The organism is Sphingopyxis sp. (assembly GCF_035998905.1).
Classification (GTDB): Bacteria; Pseudomonadota; Alphaproteobacteria; order Sphingomonadales; family Sphingomonadaceae; genus Sphingopyxis.
The window spans coordinates 355251-380239 of the sequence record NZ_DASYHG010000024.1 but is presented as its reverse complement, the minus strand read 5'-3'; the positions used below and the strand labels follow the sequence as shown (position 1 = coordinate 380239).

22 protein-coding genes and 2 tRNA genes are annotated in these 24989 nt (G+C 64.6%); 13 read left to right on the top strand and 11 right to left on the bottom strand.

Annotation, left to right across the window (positions count from 1 at the left end; translation table 11 throughout):
• The first annotated feature begins 144 nt into the window (after positions 1–144).
• Complete coding sequence (locus VGN62_RS14355; protein WP_327455009.1) at positions 145–624, top strand: hypothetical protein; 480 nt, start codon at positions 145–147, stop codon at positions 622–624.
• A 283-nt stretch (positions 625–907) separates the two neighbouring features.
• On the opposite strand, the gene VGN62_RS14350 is transcribed toward VGN62_RS14355, so the two are convergent.
• Both VGN62_RS14350 and VGN62_RS14345 read right to left on the bottom strand, forming a co-directional pair.
• A tRNA-Pro gene (locus VGN62_RS14350) sits at positions 908–984 on the bottom strand.
• 117 nt (positions 985–1101) lie between these two features.
• Positions 1102–1530 (bottom strand): JAB domain-containing protein, encoded by a 429-nt coding sequence (locus VGN62_RS14345; RefSeq protein ID WP_327455007.1) that lies wholly within the window; start codon positions 1528–1530, stop codon positions 1102–1104.
• A gap of 152 nt (positions 1531–1682) precedes the next feature.
• Here VGN62_RS14345 and thyA point away from each other — a divergent pair, with 152 nt between their 5' ends.
• From thyA to VGN62_RS14325, 4 genes are all read left to right on the top strand, one after another.
• On the top strand, positions 1683–2618 hold the full coding sequence (gene thyA / locus VGN62_RS14340; RefSeq protein WP_327455005.1) for a thymidylate synthase: 936 nt from the start codon (positions 1683–1685) through the stop codon (positions 2616–2618).
• Positions 2619–2710: 92 nt separating this feature from the next.
• Positions 2711–4021 (top strand): 3-methyl-2-oxobutanoate dehydrogenase (2-methylpropanoyl-transferring) subunit alpha, encoded by a 1311-nt coding sequence (locus VGN62_RS14335; RefSeq protein WP_327455003.1) that lies wholly within the window; start codon positions 2711–2713, stop codon positions 4019–4021.
• Between the two features lie 17 nt (positions 4022–4038).
• Positions 4039–5043 carry an alpha-ketoacid dehydrogenase subunit beta gene (locus tag VGN62_RS14330; RefSeq protein WP_327455035.1) on the top strand — a complete coding sequence of 335 codons (1005 nt, stop codon included), beginning with the start codon at positions 4039–4041 and terminating at the stop codon, positions 5041–5043.
• 4 nt (positions 5044–5047) lie between these two features.
• Entirely contained in the window at positions 5048–6331 is a 1284-nt protein-coding gene (locus VGN62_RS14325; RefSeq protein WP_327455001.1) for a dihydrolipoamide acetyltransferase family protein, read from the top strand.
• A gap of 67 nt (positions 6332–6398) precedes the next feature.
• Here the strand turns inward: VGN62_RS14325 and VGN62_RS14320 are convergent, their stop codons facing one another.
• The 4 genes from VGN62_RS14320 to VGN62_RS14305 form a co-directional block, all read right to left on the bottom strand.
• Positions 6399–11489, bottom strand: a complete 5091-nt coding sequence (locus tag VGN62_RS14320; protein WP_327454999.1) for a hypothetical protein — start codon at positions 11487–11489, stop codon at positions 6399–6401.
• Between the two features lie 67 nt (positions 11490–11556).
• Positions 11557–12639 (bottom strand): hypothetical protein, encoded by a 1083-nt coding sequence (locus VGN62_RS14315; RefSeq protein WP_327454997.1) that lies wholly within the window; start codon positions 12637–12639, stop codon positions 11557–11559.
• Positions 12640–12714: 75 nt separating this feature from the next.
• Entirely contained in the window at positions 12715–13179 is a 465-nt protein-coding gene (locus VGN62_RS14310; RefSeq protein ID WP_327454995.1) for a hypothetical protein, read from the bottom strand.
• Between the two features lie 11 nt (positions 13180–13190).
• The gene (locus tag VGN62_RS14305) at positions 13191–14192 is read right to left on the bottom strand and encodes a hypothetical protein (protein WP_327454993.1); all 1002 of its coding nucleotides are present in this window, start codon (positions 14190–14192) and stop codon (positions 13191–13193) included.
• A gap of 196 nt (positions 14193–14388) precedes the next feature.
• Here VGN62_RS14305 and VGN62_RS14300 point away from each other — a divergent pair, with 196 nt between their 5' ends.
• Together VGN62_RS14300 and VGN62_RS14295 are read left to right on the top strand one after the other, a co-directional pair.
• A complete protein-coding gene (locus VGN62_RS14300) occupies positions 14389–15588 on the top strand; it encodes an AI-2E family transporter (RefSeq protein ID WP_327454991.1) in 1200 nt (399 codons plus the stop codon).
• Positions 15589–15631: 43 nt separating this feature from the next.
• Positions 15632–15708: transfer RNA gene (locus tag VGN62_RS14295), tRNA-Asp, on the top strand.
• Between the two features lie 79 nt (positions 15709–15787).
• On the opposite strand, the gene VGN62_RS14290 is transcribed toward VGN62_RS14295, so the two are convergent.
• The 4 genes from VGN62_RS14290 to VGN62_RS14275 all read right to left on the bottom strand — a co-directional run bounded on the left by VGN62_RS14290 (position 15788) and on the right by VGN62_RS14275 (position 17488).
• Positions 15788–16018, bottom strand: coding sequence for a DUF2842 domain-containing protein (locus tag VGN62_RS14290; RefSeq protein WP_327454989.1), 231 nt, complete (start codon positions 16016–16018; stop codon positions 15788–15790).
• Entirely contained in the window at positions 16015–16608 is a 594-nt protein-coding gene (locus tag VGN62_RS14285) for a 5-formyltetrahydrofolate cyclo-ligase (RefSeq protein WP_327454987.1), read from the bottom strand. The genes VGN62_RS14290 and VGN62_RS14285 overlap by 4 nt, the downstream gene beginning before the upstream one ends.
• Before the next feature lie 234 nt (positions 16609–16842).
• Positions 16843–17289 (bottom strand): cell division protein ZapA, encoded by a 447-nt coding sequence (locus VGN62_RS14280; RefSeq protein ID WP_327454985.1) that lies wholly within the window; start codon positions 17287–17289, stop codon positions 16843–16845.
• Complete coding sequence (locus tag VGN62_RS14275; RefSeq protein WP_327454983.1) at positions 17282–17488, bottom strand: hypothetical protein; 207 nt, start codon at positions 17486–17488, stop codon at positions 17282–17284. The genes VGN62_RS14280 and VGN62_RS14275 overlap by 8 nt, the downstream gene beginning before the upstream one ends.
• A gap of 180 nt (positions 17489–17668) precedes the next feature.
• On the opposite strand from VGN62_RS14275, the gene tkt reads away from it, so the two are divergent.
• The 5 genes from tkt (at position 17669) to VGN62_RS14250 (ending at position 23644) form a co-directional block, all read left to right on the top strand.
• Entirely contained in the window at positions 17669–19636 is a 1968-nt protein-coding gene (gene tkt, locus VGN62_RS14270; RefSeq protein WP_327454981.1) for a transketolase, read from the top strand.
• 37 nt (positions 19637–19673) lie between these two features.
• Complete coding sequence (gap, locus tag VGN62_RS14265) at positions 19674–20681, top strand: type I glyceraldehyde-3-phosphate dehydrogenase (RefSeq protein ID WP_327454979.1); 1008 nt, start codon at positions 19674–19676, stop codon at positions 20679–20681.
• Positions 20682–20816: 135 nt separating this feature from the next.
• On the top strand, positions 20817–22013 hold the full coding sequence (locus VGN62_RS14260) for a phosphoglycerate kinase (RefSeq protein WP_327454977.1): 1197 nt from the start codon (positions 20817–20819) through the stop codon (positions 22011–22013).
• A gap of 100 nt (positions 22014–22113) precedes the next feature.
• Complete coding sequence (locus tag VGN62_RS14255) at positions 22114–22983, top strand: fructose bisphosphate aldolase (RefSeq protein ID WP_414713284.1); 870 nt, start codon at positions 22114–22116, stop codon at positions 22981–22983.
• A gap of 4 nt (positions 22984–22987) precedes the next feature.
• Positions 22988–23644, top strand: coding sequence for an O-methyltransferase (locus tag VGN62_RS14250; RefSeq protein WP_327454973.1), 657 nt, complete (start codon positions 22988–22990; stop codon positions 23642–23644).
• Here VGN62_RS14250 and VGN62_RS14245 read toward each other — a convergent pair.
• Complete coding sequence (locus VGN62_RS14245) at positions 23641–24039, bottom strand: hypothetical protein (protein WP_327454971.1); 399 nt, start codon at positions 24037–24039, stop codon at positions 23641–23643. The two genes, VGN62_RS14250 and VGN62_RS14245, sit on opposite strands and share 4 nt — an antisense overlap.
• 35 nt (positions 24040–24074) lie before the next feature.
• Between VGN62_RS14245 and thiE the strand changes: the two genes are divergently transcribed.
• Positions 24075–24713 carry a thiamine phosphate synthase gene (thiE, locus tag VGN62_RS14240; protein ID WP_327454969.1) on the top strand — a complete coding sequence of 213 codons (639 nt, stop codon included), beginning with the start codon at positions 24075–24077 and terminating at the stop codon, positions 24711–24713.
• The last annotated feature ends 276 nt before the right edge of the window (positions 24714–24989 follow it).

Below are 24989 nucleotides of genomic sequence, written 5' to 3'. Positions count from 1 at the left end.
GCTGCGCGCGCCTCCGGTCGGGCTACGCCCGCCCTCCGCCGCACGCAGCGCAAGGCCATCTTCAACAAACCAACATCATATCCGAAAAGGGGTCCCTCTTCGACGCCGATCGGGGGTCCCTTTTGAACGCCGTTTGACAATTATGTGCGAGATAGCGCGCCAGATGAATTTTCGTCTATTGTCAAATCGGCGGCGTCCGCCTCGTTTCCACGGAAAGAATTATCCATCGACGTGAAGGTTTCTTGCGAAAAAAATCTAAAAAATGTCGAAAAGAGTATCCTCAACCTGACGGCTGTCATGGTCGGGAAAAGGGATGATCAAATCGTCCAAGGAACTAGCGCAATACTGTATAAAATGGATGATAGCGATCCTAAAATTTACAAGGATGATTTGTTTGACGGAGTATTACCCAACGGATCAATTGATATGAATTTGGATCGATTGGGTATTTCTTCAAGTCCACTTCCTGAATATTTGAGTGTTAGGTTTGTGTTGGGAGCAAGCCCTCTGGAGGTCAAAATGGGCGACCTTGATCAACTGTCAAGTCTTCCAAAGATCGATCTGAGAATTCCGGTCAGAAGTTCGAATGTTGGAAAAATCGTCTCTGATTGTTTTCGGAGTTAGGATTTCTGATCCAATGTGTTGGTTTGTCCACCTTCACCACGATTATGGGCAACGGATAATCCGGAACCGCCTGGGGTCTTCACGCGCCGTCAAAAACAAGGACGGAAAGATTCGGAAAGGCAGGGCCGACTTGTCCAAGTTACGCCCTTGAGCCGGTAACGAAAATTGCGCGGTAAAAGCGCGCGATTCGTCTAACGCTGGACTATCGCACAACTGTGTGGCACGAATGGCCGTAGGCCGCAGAAAATCTTGGTTTTTCTGGACTTTGCAATCTCTGAAAAACTGGTCGGGGAGAGAGGATTCGAACCTCCGGCCCCTGCCTCCCGAAGACAGTGCTCTACCAGGCTGAGCTACTCCCCGACCGATCTTTGCACCGGCGGGCCGGTGCGAAGGCAGGGCGGTCCTCTAGACGCGCAATCTGTGAACTTCAAGCGGCAATCGGCACGTCTGATGCGATTGTCCGGGATACCGTCCGGGCTAGATCATTTGGGCCGTTCGAAAGCTGAAATGGCCATCGGTCACGAAAATCAGGTGATCGGCCAGCTCGATACCCATTGTGCGCAGGAAAAGCGCGGCGTCGTGCGTCGTGCGGATGTCGGCATCGCTGGGCCATGGCCTGCCCGAAGGGTGGTTGTGCGCCATCACGACCGCTGCGATGTCGCCGCCCAGCAGAGCGCGCCAGCAACGCGGCGGGATGACACAGCGCCCGGTCGCGTCGCCGTCGGCGCGTTCCAGCCGCACCAGCCGCTCGAACGCGTCGAATCCGGCAAGGAGCAAGGTTTCGCGCTCGTCACCGAAGAGTGGGCGCAGCAAATGGCGCGCGACAAGATCCTCGGCCTCGCGCGGCACGAATCCGGCCAGCGCCGACGGTTCCGGCGCTTTGCCGACGGGTTCGAACAGGGTCATTGCCGGGGCCATGCGCCGCGAGTGCGCGATTCCCAACGCAGGAATGACCCGCATCGGAGGCTTTGCGCGGGTGTTCGCGCGGGCTCCCGCTGCTCCCTTGTCCGCGCGGGGCGCGAGGCCTAGCAACGGAGGGAGAAAATCGGGAGTGTGTCTTGTCTGATTCCATCCATTATGAACTTCAATATCTCGACCTGATGCGCCGTATCTGGGTCGAAGGCGACGAGCGCGTTGACCGGACGGGCGTCGGGACGCGTTCGCTGTTCGGCGAGACGATGCGATTCTCGCTGCGCGACGATGCGATTCCGTTGCTCACGACCAAGCGCGTCTATTGGAAGACCGCGGTGCGCGAACTGCTGTGGTTCCTGACCGGCAACACGAACATCCGTCCCCTCGTCGCGCAGGGTGTCAAAATCTGGACCGACTGGCCGCTCGACAAATATCGGCGTGAAACGGGTGACGCGATGAGTGCCGCCGATTTCGAGGCGCGGATCGTCGCCGACGCGGATTTCGCCGCGCGCTGGGGCGACCTCGGCCCGGTCTACGGCCATCAATGGGTGAATTGGCCGCGCTACGAACCCGCGGGCGAGGGGCTTTATCGGCGCAGCGAGCAGGGGCACGACCAGATATCGGCGCTGATCGCGTCGCTCCGCAACAATCCGGGGTCGCGGCGGCACATCTTTACCGGCTGGAACGTCGCCGACCTCGACCGCATGGCACTGCCGCCCTGCCACATGACCTATCAGTTCCACGTCCGCAGCGATGGCGGCCTGTCGTGCCTCCTGTTCCAGCGTTCGTGCGACCTCGGCCTTGGTTTTGCCTTCAATGTTTTCGAGGCGGCGTTGCTCACCCGCCTAATTGCACAACAATGCGACCTTCATGCACACGAACTGGTGTGGACGGGCGGCGACGTGCATCTCTACCTCAACCACGCGGACCTGGTCGAAGAACAGCTGTCGCGCGTGCCGGACGGCAGCCCCCGGCTGCGGATCCTGCGGCGTCCTGACAGCATTTTCGACTATCGGTTCGAGGATTTCGCGGTCGAGAACTATGCGCCGCAAGCGCATATTTCGGCGCCCGTCGCGGTTTGACCACCGCCGTTGCATTCGTATGGCGACTGTAATATTATGTCGCCACGTTGAAATATAACTAGGCGCCGATTCGCGCCTCGAAGGACGAGGACATGCCCGAGACGCACCCCCCGAAGGATGAGGGGCGCGCGGCGAGCAATCTGCCGCCGCTGTCGCTTCATATCCCCGAACCGCGCTATCGCCCCGGCGATACCCCCGACTTTGGCGATATCGACGTCCCGGCAGTCGAAGCGGCCCCGCGCCCGAGCGAGGCGACGAAGCCCGACGCGATGCGCGAACTCAGCTATGGGCTGGTTCGCGTGCTCGATTTCGACGGGCAGGCGAAGGGGCAGTGGGATCCGAAACTGTCGCCCGAGCGGCTGCGCACGATGCTTCGCTACATGATGCTCACCCGCGCGTTCGACGACCGCATGTTCCGCGCGCAGCGGCAGGGCAAGACCAGCTTCTACATGAAGTGCACCGGCGAGGAGGCGACTTCGGTCGCCTCGACGATGGCGATCGGCCGCGAGGATATGTGTTTTCCGAGCTATCGCCAGCAAGGCATTCTGATCGCGCGTGATTATCCGCTCATCCAGATGATGAACCAGATATATTCGAACCGCGGCGACCACCTGCTCGGCCGCCAGCTGCCGATCATGTATTCGGCGCCAGAGCATGGTTTCTTCAGCGTGTCGGGCAACCTCGCGACGCAATATCCACAGGCAGTGGGCTGGGCGATGGCGTCGGCGTCGAAGGGCGACAGCCGCATCGCGACCGTCTGGTGCGGCGAGGGCTCGTCGGCGGAGGGCGACTTCCACTCGGCGCTGACCTTCGCGACCGTGTATAACGCGCCGGTCATCTTCAACGTCGTCAACAACCAGTGGGCGATCTCCAGCTTCTCGGGCTTTGCCGGCGGCGAACGCACGACCTTTGCCGCGCGCGCCGTGGGCTACGGCATCGCGGGGCTGCGCATCGACGGCAACGATCCGCTCGCGGTCTATGCCGCGACGCAGTGGGCGGCCGACCGCGCCCGCACGAACAATGGCCCGACGCTGATCGAGCATTTCACCTATCGCAGCGAAGGCCACAGTACCTCGGACGATCCGAGCGCCTATCGCGCCGCCGACGAGGCGACCGCCTGGCCGCTCGGCGATCCGATCGCGCGGCTGCGCCAGCATCTCGAAATACTTGGCGAATGGGATACCGAACGTCACGAGGCGCAGGCGAAGGAACTCGACGATCTGGTCAAGACGACCCAGAAGCAGTCGGAAAAGCTCGGCATTCTCGGCCACGGGATGCACCAGCCGTTCGAAACGATGTTCCAGGACGTGTTTGAAGAGATGCCCTGGCACCTCAAGGAACAATGCGATCAGATGCTCGCCGAGCAAGAGGCCAAGTTCGGCCCCAATTGGAAGCCCGAATAATGGCTGAAACCAAAACCATGAACATGATCGAGGCGATCAACAGCGCCATGGACGTCATGCTCGCGCGCGACCCGAACATGGTCGTGATGGGCGAGGACGTCGGCTTTTTCGGCGGCGTGTTCCGCGCGACTGCGGGCTTGCAGAAAAAGCATGGCAAGACCCGCGTCTTCGATACGCCGATCAACGAATGCGGCATCATCGGGGTTGCGGTCGGGATGGGGGCCTATGGCCTGCGCCCGGTCCCCGAAATCCAGTTCGCCGACTATATCTATCCGGGTCTCGACCAGCTGGTCAGCGAGGCAGCGCGGCTGCGCTACCGTTCGGCGAACGATTTCATCTGCCCGATGACGGTGCGCACCCCCTTCGGCGGCGGCATTTTTGGCGGCCAGACGCACAGCCAGTCGCCCGAAAGCATCATGACGCATATCTGCGGCGTGAAGACGGTGATCCCGTCGAACCCCTATGACGCCAAGGGACTGCTGATCGCGGCGATCGAGGATAACGATCCCGTCGTCTTCCTCGAACCCAAGCGTATCTACAACGGGCCGTTCAGCGGCTATTACGACCGCCCGGTCGAACCCTGGTCGAAGCATGACGCGAGCGCGGTTCCCGAGGATTATTACCGCATCGAACTCGGCAAGGCCGCGACGGTGCGTTCGGGCGAAGCGCTAACAATCCTCGCTTATGGTACGATGGTCCATGTGACAAAGACGATCGTCGAGGAAATGGGCGTCGATGCCGAAATCATCGATCTCCGCACGCTGCTCCCGCTCGATATCGACGCGATCGAGGCGTCGGTGAAAAAGACCGGCCGCTGCCTGATCATCCACGAAGCGACGCGCACTTCGGGCTTCGGCGCCGAACTCGCCGCGCTGGTGCAGGAACGCTGCTTCTATCACCTCGAGGCGCCGGTCGAGCGCGTCACCGGTTTCGACACGCCTTATCCGCATAGCCTCGAATGGGCCTATTTCCCCGGCCCGGTGCGCATTGCGACCGCGCTGACCAAGATTTTGAAGGACTGACGCCATGGCCCGTTATTCATTCCGTCTGCCCGACATCGGCGAAGGCATCGCCGAGGCCGAAATCGTCGCGTGGCACGTCAAGATCGGCGAGCGCGTCGAGGAAGACGCGCAGCTTGCCGACATGATGACCGACAAGGCGACCGTCGAAATGGAATCGCCCGTGTCGGGGATCGTCGTCGAACTGGCGGGCGAGGTCGGCGATCTGATCCCGATCGGCTCGACGCTCGCGGTCATCGAAACCGATGGTGACGGTAATGTCGAGGCGTCCCCCGCTGACACACCGGTCGAACAGGAAATCGTGGCGGAAACGCCGGGTGCCGAGGAAGTCTCGGTGGCCGAGGTCGCAGCGCCTGCGCCTGTTGCAGCTCCCGCGCCTACGCCCGCTCCGGTCCCGGCCCCTGCGTCGGTTACCGCGGTCGATCACAGCCGGGCCGTGCTGGCATCGCCGGCCGTGCGTGCGCGCGCCAAGGATCTCGGCGTCGACCTGTCGCAGGTTCAGGCCGAGGGCGACCGCATCCGCCACGCCGATCTCGACGCCTTCCTCCGATACAGCGGCGGGCAGGGCTATCATGCGCCGGGCGCGAGCCGCGCGCGCGCCGACGAGCCGATCAAGGTCATCGGCATGCGCCGCAAGATCGCCGAGAATATGGCGGCGTCGAAGCGCGCGATCCCGCACTTCACCTATGTCGAGGAAATGGACGTCACTGCGCTCGAAGAGATGCGTGCTGATTTGAACGCCAATCGCGGCGGGCGTCCGAAGCTGACGATGCTGCCCTTCCTGATCGTCGCGATCTGCCGCACGATCCCGCAATTCCCGATGATCAACGCGCGCTACGACGATGACGGCGGCGTGGTGACGCGCTATGGCGCCGTACATCTCGGCATGGCGACGCAGACCGACGCCGGGCTGATGGTCCCCGTGATCCGCGACGCGCAGGACAAGAATGTGTGGCAGCTCGCGAGCGAGATCACGCGCCTTGCCGAAGCCGCGCGCACCGGCAAGGCGAAGGTCGAGGAACTCACGGGCGGCACGCTGACCGTCACCTCGCTCGGCCCGCTCGGCGGCATTGCGACGACCCCGGTGATCAACCGGCCCGAGGTCGCGATCATCGGTCCGAACAAGATCGTCGAGCGTCCCGTCTTCGACGGCGACGAAATCCGCCGCGCGAAGCTGATGAACCTTTCGATCAGCTGCGACCACCGTGTGGTCGATGGCTGGGATGCCGCGAGCTATGTGCAGGCGCTCAAGAAGCTGATCGAGACACCGGTCTTGCTGTTCGCCGATTGATAGCGACGAAGCAATCCGGGGCAGTGGACGCGGCGCCCCGGATTGCTTCGCTATGCGCAGGGCGGATTTACAGCCCCAGCCCCGCGAAACTAGTCTGGTCGAACTTCAGCTTGAAGGTCACATAGGCGCCCGAGCGCGAGTAGCACGCATCCTCGAAATCGCGATCGTGGAAGCCGGCGAAATTATAGCCGAAGGTGATGTTCGCATTCTTCATCGGTGCGAGCGTCAACGTCGGGCCGCCGGTCCAGCTCACGGTATCGGCGTCGGTCCCGATGCGCACCGTGCCCGACGCGCCGACGTCGACATGCTCGCCGAGGTTGAAGCGGAAATCGCCGCCGATCAGGTTCGACCATCCCTTGACGTCGTCGGCGCCGAAGCGATCGAAATTATAGCGGGTTCCCCAGAAGACGCCGATTTCGGCGCGCTCGTACCACATGCCATCCGCACCGCGCTCGCCGAGCGGGGTCCAGTTCACCGACAGGCTGTTGAGCAGGCGGCGGCTCGTCGCGTCGCCGTCGATCGTCAGCGCGCCGCCGCCGATCGGGCCCGGCTGACCGGCGACGGCATCGCGGACCTTGTCCGACCGGAATTCGCTCTTGTTGAGCCATGAGATTCGCGAATCCGCGGGGCGGTGCGCCCAGCTCATTTCGAAATTGATCACCTCGGTCGTCGGGGTCGTGCCGCTGCCGCTCGCCTTGGCATAAGTGAACAGCGCGCCGAGTGCGCGGCCTTCGCCGAGCTGGCGGAGGCCGCCGAACGTCAGGCCGTAACGGTTGGCGAGTTTGCCATCGCGATATTCGGCACGGCCGGTGAGCGTCCAGCGGTCGGCGCGGTATGTGGCGCCGGTGCTGATCGCGAGGAAATCCTCGGTCAATGTCCCATTGCCGCCGAGGAAACCGCCCGATGCGACGGGATGTTCGCTGTTGAGAACATCCTTCGCGCGTACGCCGCCGATCGTGCGGTTGCCGTCGACCGACACATCGACCGACCAGCGTGCGCCGAGCTTCAGCGACTGCGACAGGCCATAAGCGGCGAAGCTGCGCGGGCCATATTCGCCGATCTCTTGCTGGTTCGCCGTCGCGAGCAGACGCGCGCCCGACCAGGGCGTCAGATCGAAGCCCAGCCGCGCGGTGCGCGCCTTGATCGTGTCGCCATCGGCGATTTCATAGCTGCCGACGAGATTGACGTCGCGGTTGATCGCAAAACGCGCGCCGAGGCGGTGGCGCGTCGGGAAATCGACGCTCGTGTCCTTGCCGCCGAGCGCAAATTCGGTCTGCGCGTCGAGTTCGAGCCGCTTGCCCATCAAGCGTTGCGTCGCGCCGAGCTGGACGATGTTCGAGCGATTGCGCGTGCCATCGGTCAGGCGATCGTCGGCGTGTGTGAGCCCGGCACGCGCGACGCTGGTGCCATTGTCATATTCGATCAGGGCGCGGGCGGCGCGACGACGTGCGCTCGTTTCGAGATAATCCTCCTGCCAGGCGCTGCCGGTGACCGACAGATTGCGGCTGGTTTTCACGCGCGCGTCGAAGCCGAATTTGCGCGTGCCATTTTCGCCGCTGTTGAGCTGGCCGGTACCGAAGCCCGCTTCGCGCTCGCGAACATATGCGAGGAAGTCGGCGTTGCTGCTGTGATGCTCGGCCTCGATCAGCCATGCCTTTGCGGTGCCGTTGGCGGTCGCACCGCCATTGCTTGACTTCGCATCGCTGACCGCAAGTTCGGCGCGAACCTCGGTTTCGAGCGAAGGGCGATAGCGTGCATCGACCCCGCCGAGATTGGTCTTTGCGTTGCCATCCTCGTCATGGACGAAGGTCGCGCCGACGCGCAATTTCTCGTCGCTCGACTGATAGCTGACGCGGCCGCCGGCGTTGAGCACGCGCTGGCCGACACCGTCGACTTCATATTCGGCGACGATGAACTGCGGATCGAGGTTCGACGTGCGGCTGAGCACCGGCTCGCGGAAACGAAGCGTGCCCGACAGATAGTCGATGTCGTAATCGACATGACGCGACAGACTGACGCTATCGACGATGCGCTCGCTGTGCAGCCGGTCGCGCGTTTCGATGACGATCCGCTCGCTGTTCGGCAGGATATCTTTCGAACCGAGCTGGTACGGGCCGGTCAGGCCATTGCCCTGAATCTCGTCGCGGCGGAAACGGTACGGCGTATCGGCGACGAACGCGGTCGCGGCGACATTACGGCCGCGATACTCGGCCTTGCCACCATTCAGCGCGCGCTGGTAGCGGGCGAGTTCGGGTTCCGAAATCCCCGTCTCGATGTCGCCGAACATCGCATAAAATTGCGGGCGTTCGAGACGGAGATAGAGCTTGCGCACCGATGCCGCGTCATAGCGCGTCTCGTTGCGGTCGGCGTATATGGTGTAATAGGCGCGCGGGTCGATCACGCCGCCGAACCGGGCGTCGTCCTTGTCCTTGTCGCTGTCATACGCCAGCGTCATCAGCCATTTGCCGAGCACGCGGCCTTTCGCGTACAAGGCGAGGCGGGCGTCGGCGTTGAGATCGTCGAGATTTTCCGCCACTGCTTCCATACGATCGTCGAGCGTATTGTAGCCGAGCGTGCCCGCGGCAAAGCCGACGAGGGTCCACGGGCGGTCGCCCGGGTCGAGCCAGGTTTCGATCGTCTGCTGGCGCGTCACCCTGTCGTCGCGGAAAGTGAATTCCATCGCCAGCGTGCCCGACGCCGTCGTCGGTTCGAGTTCGATATAGGCGATGCCGTCGTCGCCATCGATCTTCCACACCGGCTGCGCGCGTTCGAGGCCCGCAAGCTGGCGCGCCTGCTGTGCATCGGCTTCGACCGCGGGGTAATAGGGGGCGGGGACGCTAAAATCGCCCGTCAGTCCGGCGCGGATCGGCTTGCCGTCGCGATCGGTCAGGCGCACCGCGATCACCGGGCGCGTCACCCCGTCGGCGACCAGCACCGACTTTTCGCGGACCAGCGATGCGCGCATCGGGGTGATCGAATAATGGACCGTGCGTTCGAGCGTTGCGACCGTGACGCCGTTCGTGTCGGTCACTTCGGCAACCAGACGGTTTTCGCCTTCGCGGATTTCGAGTCCGCGCCAAAGGCTGACCGCGACGCCGCCGTCGGCCGACTTGCTCACGCCCTCGAACGTCAATGCGTCGGCGGGCTTGCCGTTGACGCGGAGCGTCACTTTCTGCCCCGGCGCGTGCTTGATCGCGGCGCGGATCGCTTTCGCGCGCGGGTTGTGGTCGGCGTCGGGAAAGAGCCAGCCGATGCCCGGCGCCTGACCCGCGGTCCAGTCGCGACCGGCGCCCGCGGCTTCGGGATCGCTCAGCACCTTCGGCGCTTCGATAGCCGCCTTGATCGGCGCGGCGCGCGGCGCGCTCGCGACGGCGCGGAAGTCGGCGCGCTTCAAGGCGCCGCCGCGACCTTCGACAAAGCGCGAGATCGCGCTGCCGGCACTTTGCGTCGAGCGCGCGCAGTCGATCGCTTCACGGTCGAGCGGCAAGGTCGACGGATCGATCTGCACGACGTGCAGGCCGGGGCGCACGCCCTCGAAGTGATAGCGGCCATCCTCGTCGGTGACGGTATAGCTGCCGTCCTGCAACATCACGCGCACGCCCATGATGCCATCGGCCTTCCCCGGATCGACGGCGCAGCTGCCGTCGGTAATCCGGCCAATGATCGTCATCCGGTCGCCGAGCTGGTCGCGTTTGATCGAAATCGTCGCTTCGGCGACGTTACTCGTCGAACCGCGGTTATCGGTCGCGGTGGCGCGGTTGAGCGCGTTACCCGGCTGCGCCGACACGATGACCTCGGCCAGATAGGTGAGCAGGACCGAGCGCGACGCAGCGATGCCGGGCAGGGTGACGGCAAACTCGCGGCCGTTGGTTTCGACAACGGGGGCTATAAGGGTGCCGTCGACACGCACCGTATCGGCGCGCAGACGCATGCCCGCGGGCAGGACGTCGCGTACGGTCACCGCGCCGGTGCTGCGGCGCGTGTCACGATTCGCGACCTCGATGCGATACTGGATCACGTCGCCGGGGACCGCGACCTGCGTCGAGGTCGTTTTGCGCAGGATCAGCGGCAGGCCCGGCTGGTCGACCGGAATGTCGACACGCACGGGGGCGGGGCTGCTCAGCGTGAAGGCGTTGCCATAGCTCGCGCCGGTGATCGTGAACGGCAGGCCATCGTCGGGGCGGCGGAGGCCCGCGAGATCAGCCGCGTTCGATTTCGACGGCGCGGTATAGGGTGCGGGCGGTGCGACGATCAGGCGATAGGTTCCCGGCGCGACAAAGGGGAAACGATAGTCGCCCGGCGGGAAATTATAGGTGGTGCCGCCGGCGTCGGTAACGCTCTGCCCGGTCACGACGCTCGACGGATAGGCCGAAACGCCGTCGTCGCCGAACACCTGCGCGGGCTGGCCGGTCGCGGCATCGACGATCGTCACGCGGCTGCCGGGGACGGGCGCGCCGTCGCCGCTGTCGAACACGATGCCGAAGGGATCGACGAGGAAGTTGATCGTCGCGAGCGCGACGAGATTCGCCGTCGCCTGATCGCTTACGCGCAGCGCCAGCGGTTCGCCGGGATTGACCGACAGACGGCAATCGCCTTGCGCGACCGCGGGCGGAACCCCGACGGTGTTGATGAAGCCGACGAATTCGCCGCTGTTGTTGGCCGTTTCGGTCAGGGTGATCGACTCGCGATCACCATTTTCCAGCTCGAGGATCACCGGCAGGGTATCGCGCTGCTGCGGATCGGCATTCGCCGATGCGAGCGTGACCCCGACGACCAGCACTTCGCCGGCACGAAAATTGTCGGTGCTTTGCAGCGATGCCGGGGCGGTCGAAATGCCTTCGTAGACGCCGCCGAGCGGGATTGTGCTGGTGGCGCTGCGCGCGGCCGGGCGGTTGCACTGGGTCGGTGCGAGCGGCACGGACTTATCGCCGCCGCCGCTCGTCAAGCGGTAGGTCGCGATTGTCGGCGGCGGCGCGGGGCGCGGCGTCACCGTCACGTCGACGCGGTTCGACAGCGCCTGACCGGCTTGCCCGTCATGCGTCCACTGCGCCGAAGCCGTGTTCGTGATCACCTGCGCGCGCGCCGGGGATATCGCAGGCAGCAGGGCTGCCGCGACCAGCGCGGTCATAAGGCCGGAAAATGGGAAGCGGAGTGCCATGCAAGCCCCGAAGGGAGCAGCGGGAGACGGTTTTTGGGCCGCACCCGCTGCTCCGTCCGTTACCCGATCAGTTGACGGTCGCGCGGAAGACGAGCGTGCTGGCGGCGCCCGCGGCGATCGAGGCGATTGTTCCCGACACGTTGGGCGCGGCATAGCTGCCGCCCGCGGCGCCGTTGAAATCGCACGTCCCGCTGGTGACCGTGCCGCCCAGCAGGATCGTCCCCGCGTTGAACGTCAGCTGGCCCGGCACCGGGTCGTTGATCAATACCGATGTCGCCGTCGCGCTGCCGGTGTTGGCAACCGCGATGCAATATTCGATGACCGCGCCCGGAATCAGTTTCGGATTGGTCGTCGAATTGATCGGGTCCGAGATGATGCGGCTGGTCTTGGTCACCGCCAACGTCGCCGTCTGCACGGTATAGTCGTCGTTATCGCTATGCGATCCGTCGCGCGCTGCGTCGCCCGCGACCCCCGGGGTGACGTCCGCGAAAACCGTGTCCTTCACAGCGGTGTTCGCCCCGGTCGTTTCGGTGATCGCAGCGCCTTGCGTACCCGCAAGGCCGCCTTCGCGCGCGGTTGCGCGAAGCGTCACCCCGGCGACGGCGCCGTTGACGACAGCAGGAACGGTGCCCGTCGTCGGGATGTCGGCGACGACGAACAGGCGGATCGCCGTATCGACGACAAGTTCGTCGATATAGTTGGTGATCAGCGTATCGCCGGCGTCCCAGCTGCCCACCGTGCCCGTCACCGTATTATCGCGATAGATACGGATATTGTTGACGTTGAACGTGTCGGTTCCGCCATGCGCAGCGGTGCCGCCCACGATCTGCGATGCCACGAGCGCAAAATCGAGCGTCTCGTTCGAGCTGTTCGTCAGCTGGAAAGTGGTGACGGCATTCGCCTGGCCCGGCACGACGGCGGTCGTGACGGTGCCGACTTCTTCGACGAGCAGGTTGATCTTGCGGTCGACGATGAAACTGTTCGCCGCCTGCTGCTGTCCCTGCGCGACGCCTCCGACCTGATAGTCGACGGTGGCGGTATTGGTGATCGTGGTGCCTGCGGTCGTCCCGGCGGCAAAAGCCGGCGCGGCAGCGACGCTCGAAAGAGCCGCCAGACCGATGGCACCCATATATGTCAGCTTGCTGGTCATAGCTGAGCTCCTGGGCTTTATGCTGGTTGCCGTTTCCCCACCGCTGGCAACCGTTAAGCGGCTTTATTTATTCAGTTATTTTACAACTCCCCGGAACATGAGCTTGCCAGTACCCCCGACCGGGATCGGGTTCTGGAAAGCCCAGCGGATGTGCGTGACGTCGGCCGCCTGCGCCGCGCGGCGCGTGCCGTCGGTCATCGGAACCGAAAGGTCGGCAAGCAGTCCCCACTGCTTGCCGCCATCGACCGAAAAGAGGGGCCGGGTATCGCCAGCGTCGGCGAAACGGACCGCGGCGGGCAACGGGTTGGTGATCACGAACTTGTCGGCCGGCTGCGCGCCGGCATTGCGATAGTTGAGCACGAAGACGAGCCGGTCGCCGGGAACGACCACTTTCGGTTCTTCGAGCAGGATCCGCTGCTTGCCTTGTGCATCGGTCGATACGCGTTCGACGAACACATGGTTGTCGAGTGCGACCTGGTTCGCGGCGAGCGCCTGCCCCGGCATCAGCGCGGCAAGCAAAAGGAAAAACAGGGTGCGCATGCGCATCTCCATCAATCGATCAGGGTCTGGAAGGTGACAGTACGGGTCTGGCCGCCGGCGACCGTGCCGAGCGCGACGTTGATCCGCGTGCCGTTGTAGTCGCCGGCATCGGCGTCGGCGGCGTCGGACAGCGTGCTGCCGCCGAGCCGGATCGAGCCGGGAACATAGCTGGTGTCGGCCGGGATATTGTCGGTGATGGCGAGGCCGCTGACCGAACCGCTGCCCGCGACGGTCGCGACGATCGTATAGGTAATCGTCGCGCCGGGGATCGGGTCGGCCGTGCCAAGCGAATTGGTAACGACCGCCGATTTGACGAGCGTCACCGTCGCGGCGGACACGATGAACGCCCCCACATCCTGCCCGTCGGCGCCGGTCGAGCCGACGACGGCGTCGCCGCCGCCTTCACCCTGTCCCGCGAAGCTGTCGCCCGGATCGCCCGTTCCGGTTTTCGCCGCGGCGACGAGGCTGACGATGCCGCGATTGCCGTCGACAACCGTTCCCGGCGTCGTTGCGAGGACGAAGACGGTGATACTCTGGTCGGGATTGAGCGACGGATCGTTCGCGCCCGGCGTATAAAGCGTGTCCGTACTGGCGTCGAAAAGGCCGTCGCCATTGTCGAGATAGATTTGCGTGACGGCGGGATCATAATTGTCGCCGCCGGCATTGGCGATCGTGCTGAGCCCGAAGGCTTCGACGCCATTGCCGTTATTGGTGACCGAGAAGGTCAGCACCTGGCCCGTTGCGCCCGGCGTGGTCGGCACGTCGGCGGGATTGCTCGAATCGACCGTGACGTCGAGCAATTCGTCGACGAGCAGGTCGACGCGGTTCGAATCGACCGTCGTCGTGCCGCCGCCCGTATCGAAGCTCGCGCTTGCGGTGTTGCTGATTGTCGAGCCGGCGCGTGTACCGGCGGCATGAGCCTGCATCGGCAGCGCGAGCGCAGCCAGCAAGGCGATGGTCGAACAAGAGGGAAGAAGCCGATGCTTCGCGCCCCCCACAGGCGCTATCATCATCACTTTGACTCCGAATAGGTTGGTCCTTGGAGCCTTCAGTCGCCGATAAAGGGTAATTTCTGGTTAAAAAGCAGGTAGAAAGACGTGTTTTGCTCCAAATGGGGACAGGACAGGGCATCGGTTCGTCGCAAAATGGGGCGGCTGGCGCGGCACGCCAAGCGCGCGTAAGGTGCGGCAATCGACGAGGAGAACAGGGGTGGCGGAGGACAGGGGCAGCAAGGAGGGACGGCCGCCGCGCGTCAATCCGCTGCACCAGATCGAGATCGACGATTTCCGCCGCGATCGGCTGCTCGCCGCGCTCGCGCTGATCCTTGGCGCCGCCTTCTGCCTCGGTCTGCCCTTTGCGTTGCAGGCGGGGGCCGAATTCTTCCTGCCGCTCACCGCCGCGATCGTCATCGCAATCGCGCTCGTCCCGCTGCTCGAATGGCTCGAGCGGCGCGGCGTGCCGTCCGCGCTGGCGGCTTTCCTCTCGCTCGCGGCCTTCCTCGCCATCATCAATGCCGCGCTGGCGATCATCGTCGTGCCCGCCACGGGCTGGTTCGCGCGGCTTCCTGATTCGATCCCGCGTATCCAGAGCAACCTTGCGCCGCTGATCGATTTTTATTCGACGCTGCAGCGCTTCGTCGACCGGACATTGATGTCGGTGGCGAGCGGGACCGAGGCGACGGCTCAGGCGGTGGCGGCGACCGCGCCGACCTCGGTCGTCGACTATTTCATCTCGTCGGCGCCCTCGGCGGCAATCCAGCTCTTTTTCGCGGTGCTCGTCATCTTCTTCTTCCTGTCGGGCTGGACGCGGCTGCGCAAAGGCACGATTCGGCGGCGCGGCAGCTTCGACGGCGCGATGCAGACCGCGCGCGTGATCCAGAATGTCGTCGACGCGACCGCCGACTATTTGGCGACGATCACGATGATCAACGCGATTCTCGGCCTGACGGTATCGCTCCTGCTGTGGGCACTCGGCATGCCGTCGCCGTTCATGTGGGGCGGGATCGTCAGCATCTGCAATTTCGTGCCCTATCTGGGGCCGATCGTCGCGGCGGTGCTGCTCGGGCTCGGCGGCTTGATGACCTTCGATGCGGTCGGGCTCGCGCTTCTGCCAGCACTGATCTTCATCGGCGTCCATCTGGTCGAGGCGAATCTGATCACCCCGCTGGTGCTGGGCAAGCGTCTGACGATCAACCCGCTGCTGATTCTCGTGTCGCTGAGCTTCTGGGGATGGGTGTGGGGGACGCCGGGCGCTTTGCTGGCGGTTCCGCTGCTGCTGATCCTGCAGACCGTGCTCGCATCCACCGGAACGCCCGATCTGGCGGGTTTCCTTTTCGAACATGGCACGCTGACCACGACCGACGAGGTGCGCGATCGATTAAATCGCACGCAGGATGAAAGCGACGGTTGACAGGTCGGGGCAGGGGCCATATTGGCGCGGCTCCCAAGCACACGCGGGTGTAGCTCAGTTGGTTAGAGTGCCGGCCTGTCACGCCGGAGGTCGCGGGTTCGAGCCCCGTCACTCGCGCCATTCCTTCCATTTTCGGACGGAATGGCCACCGCAGCTTGGGACCTTCCATCACTGGAAATCGGGAATATGGCGCGGCGCTTCAGCCGCGCCATCTCCCCAGTTCCATCCAGCGCAGCAGCGGCTTGAGCGGAAGGATCCAGACGATCCCCGCCGCCAGATAGAAGATCGCCTGCACCAGCACCGGCCATGTGCCGACCCATGGCGAGACGCTGACCACGATGGCCGTCCACACCGCGATCAGCGCGAGGATCAGGAACATGCCGGCGGGCTTGCGCCAGCTCGGCTGGGGGCCGGGGGGTATTTGGCTCACAAACGGTCTCCACAAAGGATGAATTCTTGTTCGGTCAGGATCGCATCGAGCGTGATGTCGGTCGATTCGCGCGGGACCGTGTCGATTTCCTGCACCGACCAGCCGACGCCGATTCGCAATGCGGCGGGGTGCGCGGCGAAATAGCGGTCATAATGGCCGCCGCCCTGGCCGATCCGGCCGCCACGGCGGTCAAAGCCGACCAGCGGGCAGAAAATGAGGTCGGGGACGGTCGTCGGCGCGCCGTCGGCGGGTTGCCGGGTGCTCCATGGCCCCTTTGCCAGCGATTCGCCCGGCCGCCAGCGGCGAAAGGTCATTTCATCGACCCGCCCGGCATGATGCGGCAGCACGAGCGCGCCGGCTTCGGCGAGGCTCGCGAACATCGGCATGATGTCGGGCTCGTCACCCCACGCGGCATAGGCGCCGACCATCGCGTGGTCGGCGAGGAGGTCGGAAAGCGGTGCGGGCAGGGCGCGAAACGCCGCGAGCTGCGCCATCCCGTCGAGATTCGCGGCAAAATGCTTGCGCCGGAAGCGCAATTTTTCGCGCAGTTTCTGCTTCTGCTGGGCCAGATCGGCGGACAAGTCGGTCATCGCCTCTCCCCGTGAGACCTGGGATATGGACTGGCTATAGGGTTGGCGGGACCGCCGAGGTCGTTTGCTGGAAGATCCTCTGACGCCAGTAACGTCAGGTGGGAACCATGTACGTCGGACCAGGGTCCGGGCAGGGACAGCTCCCTAGGATGATGTATCGCCTCAGGGATTTTCGCAAAAGCTCGTGCCGGGCAGTACCCGCCGCCCCCTATGTAGGGGCGCGGCCGTGCTTGCTCAAGGGAGTTGCTCCACTTTCGCAGCGAGAGCTTCGATCCGGTCGGCAATCTGCAAGAGCGCGCGATCGTGCGCGGGTTTTACGGAAGGCGCCGCGGCCGAGCTTGCCTGCCGCGCGGCCTCCAGTTCCTTGAGTGCCGCCTGTTCGCGCGTCATCGCGGCGCGCAGTTCGTCGCGGGCAGCGGCCTCGCGGCTTTCGGCGAGCGCGACGGCGGCGCGAAGCGAATCGGATTGCGGTTCGGATTTCTCGATCTTGCCCTTCGCGTCCTGCGCATCGTCGGCGAGCATCAGCGCGGCGAAAAGAAGCTGGCGAACCTCGGTCCCGCCTGCCATCGCGCGCGCCTTTTCGTCGACGACGGCGGCGAGCTGGAGCAGCTGCGCTTCCTGCCCGTCCTCGCAATGGAGGTCATAGGGGCGGCCTGCGATGGTCAGTTTGACGTCAGCCACGGTCGGCCTCCGCGATCAGCCGGTCGAGCTCGCCGATCACCGCAGCAACCTCGGCCTTGAGAGCCGACTGGTCGGCTGTCGGGGGCTGGACGGCTGCGGCGGGCCGGTTCGCGCGGTCGGTCAGGGCTTTTTCGATACGACTCAATGCGCGTTCGATACGGCCGATGGCCAGGCTGGATTCGTCGAGATCGAGTTCCATGTCCAAGGGTTAGCAGCGGCGGGGAGGCCGTGCAATTGTCCTCTCGGCCGAAAATGCGCGGATTTTCCGCTACGGGCGGTTGACTCCTGTCCCCGCCGCCGCAAAGGGCTGTCCGCATCCAGTCCGGGCCCCCAGAGTCTCTTCGGGTCCGGCACCAGCCCAGCCATTTCCGGGGGACAAATGACACTGCCCGAACGTCAGCTCGCCAATGCCATCCGCGCGCTCGCGATGGATGCCGTACAGGCCGCAAACAGCGGCCATCCGGGGATGCCGATGGGCATGGCCGACGTCGCCACTGTCCTTTATTCGGACTATCTGAAGTTCGATGCGACCGACCCGCATTGGGCCGATCGCGACCGATTCGTCCTGTCGGCGGGTCACGGCTCGATGCTTGCCTACGCGACGCTGCATCTTGCCGGTTATGCGCGCCCGACGCTCGACGATATCCGCAATTTCCGCCAGCTCCACAGTCCGTGTGCGGGCCACCCGGAAAATTTCGAGCTCGCGGGCGTCGAGACGACGACCGGCCCGCTGGGGCAGGGGCTTGCGACCTCGGTTGGCATGGCGATCGCCGAGCGCCACCTCAATGCACTCTATGGCGACGACCTCGTCGATCACCGCACTTGGGTGATCGCGGGCGACGGCTGCCTGATGGAAGGCATCAACCACGAAGCCATCGGGCTTGCCGGCCACCTCGGCCTCGGCCGCCTGACCGTGCTGTGGGACGATAACAAGATCACCATCGACGGGTCGACCGACCTGTCGACGAGCGAAGACATTCCGGCGCGCTATGCGGCGACCGGCTGGCATGTCGAAAGCTGCGATGGCCACGATCCCGCCGACATCCGCCGCGCGATCGACGCCGCGCTCGCCGATCCGCGCCCGTCGCTGATCGCGTGCCGGACGATCATCGGCTTCGGCGCACCGAACAAGCAGGGCACCTCTGCGACGCACGGCGCCCCGCTCGGCGCCGACGAGATCGCCGCGGCGCGTAAGGAACTGGGCTGGACCGCCGAACCCTTCATCATTCCCGCGGACATCGCATCGGCCTGGGCGGCGTTCGGCGAGAAGGGCAAGAAGCTTCATTCGGAATGGAATGATCGCCTTGCAAGCAGCGAAAAGAAAAAGGAATTTGAAGATCGCCTGAGCGGCAAGGTCGTTCCTGGCGATGCCTTCAAGGCCTATCTCGATGGCCTCGTTGCCGAACCCCCGAAGGTGGCAACGCGCAAGGCGTCGGAGAACACGCTCGGCGCACTCACGGCCGATATCGCATCGCTGATTGGCGGCAGCGCCGACCTTACGGGTTCGAACAACACGAAAACATCGTCGACCAAGCCGCTGACTAAAGACGATTATTCGGGCCGTTATATCTATTATGGCATCCGTGAATTCGGCATGGCCGCCGCGATGAACGGCATGGCGCTGCACGGCGGCGTCGTGCCCTACGGCGGCACCTTCCTCGTCTTTGCCGACTATTGCCGCGCCGCGATCCGCCTGTCGGCGCTCCAGCAGCAGCGCGTCGTCTATGTGATGACGCACGACAGTATCGGCCTCGGCGAAGACGGCCCGACGCACCAGCCGATCGAGCACCTCCAGTCGCTGCGCGCGATGCCGAACCTGCTCGTGATGCGTCCCGCCGACGCGGTCGAGACCGCCGAATGCTGGGCGCTCGCGCTCGCGCAGGAAGACCGGCCGTCGCTGCTCGCGCTCACCCGCCAGAACCTCCCGCCGCTGCGTCATGACGTCACCGAAAATCTTTGCGCGAAAGGCGGTTACCGCCTTCGCGATGCTTCGGCTGCGCGCAAGGTCGTCCTCGTTGCAACGGGTTCCGAAGTGTCGCTCGCGATGGAAGTCGCCGACAAGCTCGAGGCCGCCGGCCACGGCGCCGACGTCGTCTCGATGGTCTCGACCGAGCTTTTCGACGAACAGGCGGCAGCTTATCAGGCCGATATCCTGCCCGACGATGCGTTGATCGTATCGATCGAGGCGGGCACGACCTTCGGCTGGGAGCGTTATACGGGCCGCCACGGCCTGCGCTTCGGTATCGACAGCTTCGGCGCTTCGGCTCCGATCGAAGACCTATTCAAGCATTTCGGCCTGACCGCAGATGCTATCACCCCCCAGATCCTGGCACGGCTCGGCGCATAAGGACCGACGGCCCATTACGCAGAAAGGTTATTTCGACATGGCAGTGAAAGTCGCAATCAACGGTTTCGGACGCATCGGTCGCAATGTCGCGCGCGCCATCCTGGAGCGTACCGACCATGACCTCGAACTGGTGTCGATCAACGACCTTGGCGATGCGAAGGCGAATGCCCGCCTGCTCCGCCATGACTCGGTCCACGGCGCGTTCAACGGCACCGTCGAAATCGACGGCAGCGACCTGATCGTCAACGGCAAGCGCATCCAGGTTACTGCCGAGCGCGACCCCGCCGCACTGCCGCACGCCGCGAACGGCATCGACATCGTGATGGAATGCACCGGCTTCTTCACCAACAAGGCCGGCGGCCAGAAGCATCTCGACGCCGGCGCGAAGCGCGTGCTGATCTCGGCCCCCGCCAAGGAGGTCGACCTGACCGTCGTTTACGGCGTCAACGACGACCAGATCACCGCCGATCACCTGATCATCTCGAACGCGTCGTGCACGACCAACTGCCTCGCCCCCTTTGCCAAGGTGCTGCACGAGGCATTCGGTATCGAGCGCGGCCTGATGACGACGATCCACGCCTATACCAACGACCAGAAGATCCTCGACCAGATCCACGACGACCCGCGTCGCGCCCGCGCCGCCGCGATGTCGATGATCCCGACCTCGACCGGTGCGGCGGTGGCCGTCGGTCTCGTTCTGCCCGAACTCAAGGGCAAGCTCGACGGCTCGTCGATCCGCGTTCCGACCCCGAATGTCTCGGTCGTCGACCTGACCTTCACGCCGCTGCGCGAAACGACGAAGGAAGAGGTCAACGCCGTACTCAAGGCCGCAGCCGAAGGCCCGCTGAAGGGCGTGCTGGGCTATACCGAAGAACCGCTGGTTTCGATCGACTTCAACCATAATGCGGCGAGCTCGACGATCGACAGCCTCGAAACGGCGGTGATCGACGGCAAGCTGGTGCGCGTGCTCAGCTGGTACGACAATGAATGGGGCTTCTCGAACCGCATGATCGACACGGCTGGCGTGATCGCCAAGTTCCTTTAATTTGCCTGTGCCCCTGCGAAGGCAGGGGCCCATCTCCCGCCGTATCAATATCAAACTGGCGGCGGCGGAGACGGAGCGCATAGGAGATGGGCCCCTGCCTTCGCAGGGGCACACTCCGGGTACGGAGTGAAAAATATGACCGCGTTCAAAACCCTCGACGATATCGGTGACGTCACCGGCAAGCGCGTCCTCGTGCGCGTCGACCTCAACGTCCCGATGATCGATGGCGCGGTCAGCGACGCGACGCGGATCCAGGCGGCGATGCCGACGATCCGCGAACTGTCGGACAAGGGCGCGATCGTCCTGCTCCTCGCGCATTTCGGACGGCCGAAGGGCGCGAAGAACCCGACCCAGTCGCTGAGCCTCGTCATGGGCGGGGTCGAGGATGTGCTCGGCCATTCGGTCATGTTCATTCCCGAGGCTATTGGCGAGGGTGCGAAGGCGGGCGTCGCGGTGCTCGCCGCCGGCGACGTCGCAGTGCTTGAAAACACGCGCTTCTATCCCGGCGAAGAGAAAAATGATCCGGCCTTTGCCGACGCATTGGCCGAAATCGGCGACATCTATGTCAACGATGCCTTTTCGGCGGCGCACCGCGCGCATGGTTCGACCGAGGGTATCGCGCGCCGCTTGCCGGCCTATGCCGGCCGCGCGATGGAAGCCGAGCTCAAGGCGCTCGACGCCGCGCTCGGCAACCCGGCGCATCCGGTCGCTGCCGTGGTGGGCGGTGCGAAAGTGTCGAGCAAGATCGATGTGCTCCGCAACCTCGTCGGCAAGGTCGATCATCTGATCATCGGCGGCGGCATGGCGAACACTTTCCTCGCCGCGCGCGGGGTCGATGTCGGCAAATCGCTGTGCGAACATGACCTCGTCGATACCGCGAATGCGATTTTCGACGCCGCCGACGCCGCGGGCTGCACGATCCACCTGCCCTATGACGTCGTGGTGGCAAAGGAGTTCGCCCCGAACCCGCCGACGCGCACCGTCAATGTGCACGAGGTCGCTGCCGACGAGATGATCCTCGACGTCGGTCCCGCTGCGGTCGAAGCGCTCGCGGATGTGCTCAAAAATTGCCGCACGCTGGTGTGGAACGGCCCGCTCGGCGCGTTCGAGACCCCGCCGTTCGACACCGCAACCGTCGCGCTTGCCAAGACCGCTGCGGCGCTGACGCGCGAAGGTTCATTGATCTCGGTCGCGGGTGGCGGCGATACCGTCGCCGCGCTCAATCATGCCGGGGTCGGCAAGGATTTCACCTTCGTCTCCACCGCCGGCGGCGCCTTCCTCGAATGGATGGAAGGCAAGCCGCTGCCGGGCGTGGACGCGCTGAAGGCCTAGACTTTCCTGCCGCATTGCATCGCGGCCAAGGGGTCGCTATGCGCACCGCCACATACGTATGCAAACCACCGGAGATCCTATGACCACCGCCAATGCCGCCATGCTCGACCAGATCAAATCGGGGCAGGGCTTTATCGCCGCACTCGACCAGAGCGGCGGTTCGACGCCCAAGGCATTGAAGGGCTATGGCATCGAAGCCGACGCTTTCTCGAACGACGAGGAAATGTTCGGTCTGATCCACGACATGCGCAGCCGCATCGTCACCGCCCCCTGCTTCAATGGCGACAAGGTGATCGGCGCGATCCTGTTCGAGCGCACGATGGACGGCGAAGCCGGCGGCAAGCCGGTCCCGGCATTGCTTTGGGAGCGCGGCGTCGTGCCCTTCCTCAAGGTCGACAAGGGTCTCGAAGACGAAGCCGACGGCGTCCAGCTGATGAAGGCCAACCCCGGCCTCGACGAGCTGTGCGCGCGCGCGGTCGCCAAGGGCGTGTTCGGCACCAAGATGCGCAGCGTAGTCAATCTCGCCAACCCGGCGGGGATCAAAGCGATCGTCGAGCAGCAGTTCGCCGAAGCCGCGCGCATCGCGGCGCACGGCCTCGTCCCGATCATCGAACCCGAAGTGAACATCAAGAGCGCCGAGCGCGATGCGGCCGACCGCCTGCTGCTGAACGAACTGATCGCGGCGCTCGACGCGTGGACCGGCGCCCCGGTGATGCTGAAGCTGTCGCTGCCGACCGAAGCGGGCCTGTTCCAGCCGCTCGTCGATCATCCGAAGGTGCTGCGCGTCGTCGCCCTGTCGGGCGGCTTCGCGCGTCCCGAAGCCTGCGTCGAGCTGGCCAAGAACCCCGGTATCATCGCGAGCTTCAGCCGCGCCTTGCTTGAGGACCTGCGCCACCAGATGAGCGACGACGAGTTCAACAGCTCGCTCGGCGGCGCGATCAACGAAATTCACGCGGCCTCCGTGGCCTGATGTGATGGGAGAGCGGTGGCAAGCCGTCGACGACTATATCGCCGCCAGATTGCTTGGTGACGATGACGCGCTTGCCACCACCCTCGCGAACAACGCCGAACAGGGGCTGCCGCCGATCGACGTGTCGGCAGCGCAGGGCAAGATACTCTGCCTGCTCGCCCAGATGGCCGGCGCCAAACGCATCCTCGAAATCGGAACGCTCGGCGGCTATTCGACGATCTGGCTGGCGCGCGCGCTGCCTGATGACGGCGCACTCGTAACGCTCGAACTCGAAGCGCATCACGCGCGCGTCGCGCAAGCGAATCTGGAAAACGCCGGACTGGCGAGCAAGGTCGATATCCGTGTCGGACCCGCGGTCGACAGCCTTACCGCGATGGACGGCGAAGCGCCCTTCGATTTCGTCTTCATCGACGCCGACAAGCAAAGCAATACCGCATACGTCGAAGCGGCGATCCGCCTTGGCCGTCCCGGCACAACGATCATCGTCGACAATGTCGTGCGCGAAGGCAGCGTGCTCGACGCCGGCAGCACCGACGAACGCATCGTCGGCACACGCGCGCTGTTCGACATGCTTGGTGCGAACCCTCGCCTCGACGCAACCGCGATCCAGACGGTCGGCGCCAAGGGCTGGGACGGGTTCGTGCTGGCGCGGGTGCTCTAGAGCCCGCCCGCGAAGCGGAGCGAGAAGCGATAGTCGCCGGGCTTGATCGTCACATCGGTGCGCTTTTCAGGCCGGACCGATTCGAGCGTGAAATGCCCGTCGGCGAGCTGGACGGGTTCACCCAGTGTCGCCTCGAACGGCTGTTTCTCGCCATTGCCGCGAATCCACACCATCTTCACCCGTACGCGGCCCGCCCAGACGCAGCGCGCATTCATCGGGCAGCGGCTGTCCTCCAGCACCTCGACCGGCTGGACGATCGGGCCGTCGACATAGGCCCTCTGGCCGAGCGCGACGTCGCGGCCGTCGGCAAGCGGCGCGCCGGGCGTCGTGGCGCAGGCGGAAAGGGCCACTGCAGCGGGGAGGGCAAGGATCGCGAGGCGGCATATGTTCTGCATTTGCCCGTCTGTGACCTCGCCGCTATGAACGCGCCATGAAAGCACCAACCTGCCAACTTTACCTGATTTCACCGCTCGATGTCGGCGGCGATTTTCCGGCCCAGCTCGCCGAAGCGCTGGGCGCCGGACCCGTTGCGGCGTTCCAGTTTCGCGTCAAGGGTCTCGACCAGCATGAGGCGGCACGGCTTGCCGAACCGCTACAGGCGATCTGCACCGCGCACGACGTGGCGTTCATCGTCAACGACGATGTGGCGCTCGCGAAGCGCCTCGACGCCGACGGCGTGCATCTGGGGCAGGGCGACGGCGATCCCAAGGAGGCGCGGCGTGTCCTCGGTCCCGATGCGCAGATCGGGGTGACGTGTCATGCGAGTCGCCACCTCGCGATGGAGGCCGGCGAAGCGGGCGCGGATTACGTCGCCTTCGGCGCCTTTTTCCCGACCACGACCAAGACGGTCGAGCATCACGCCGATCCCGAGATCCTCACATGGTGGCAGGGCATGTTCGAGCTGCCCTGCGTTGCGATCGGCGGGATCACTGTCGATAACGCGCCGACGCTGATCGAGGCCGGAGCCGACTTCCTGGCCGTATCCGGCGGGGTTTGGGCGCACTCCGAAGGGCCGGGCGCAGCGGTGCGCGCCTTTGCCTCGCTCCTCGGCGATCAGCCCGCCGGATAATCGCGTCCCGGCATTTTCGGCGCATTTTGGGGCGCACGCGGCTCCGCGGCCGCATCCTTGCGCCAGCCAAAAAGGCCGGCGCAAGGCGCCCTGCGCGACGAAGGTGCTGCGTTACCGCGCGGGGACGGCGGGGTGAGGTCGGAAAGATCGATACTCATCATGGGCGCCGATTTCGCATCGATGTCCCGTCACTTATTGGATCGATGCGTCAAAAGAATATCGGCCCGTCGCTTTTGGCGTTTCGGTCCAACGGGCTTCGGTTCATGGCTTTTCTCT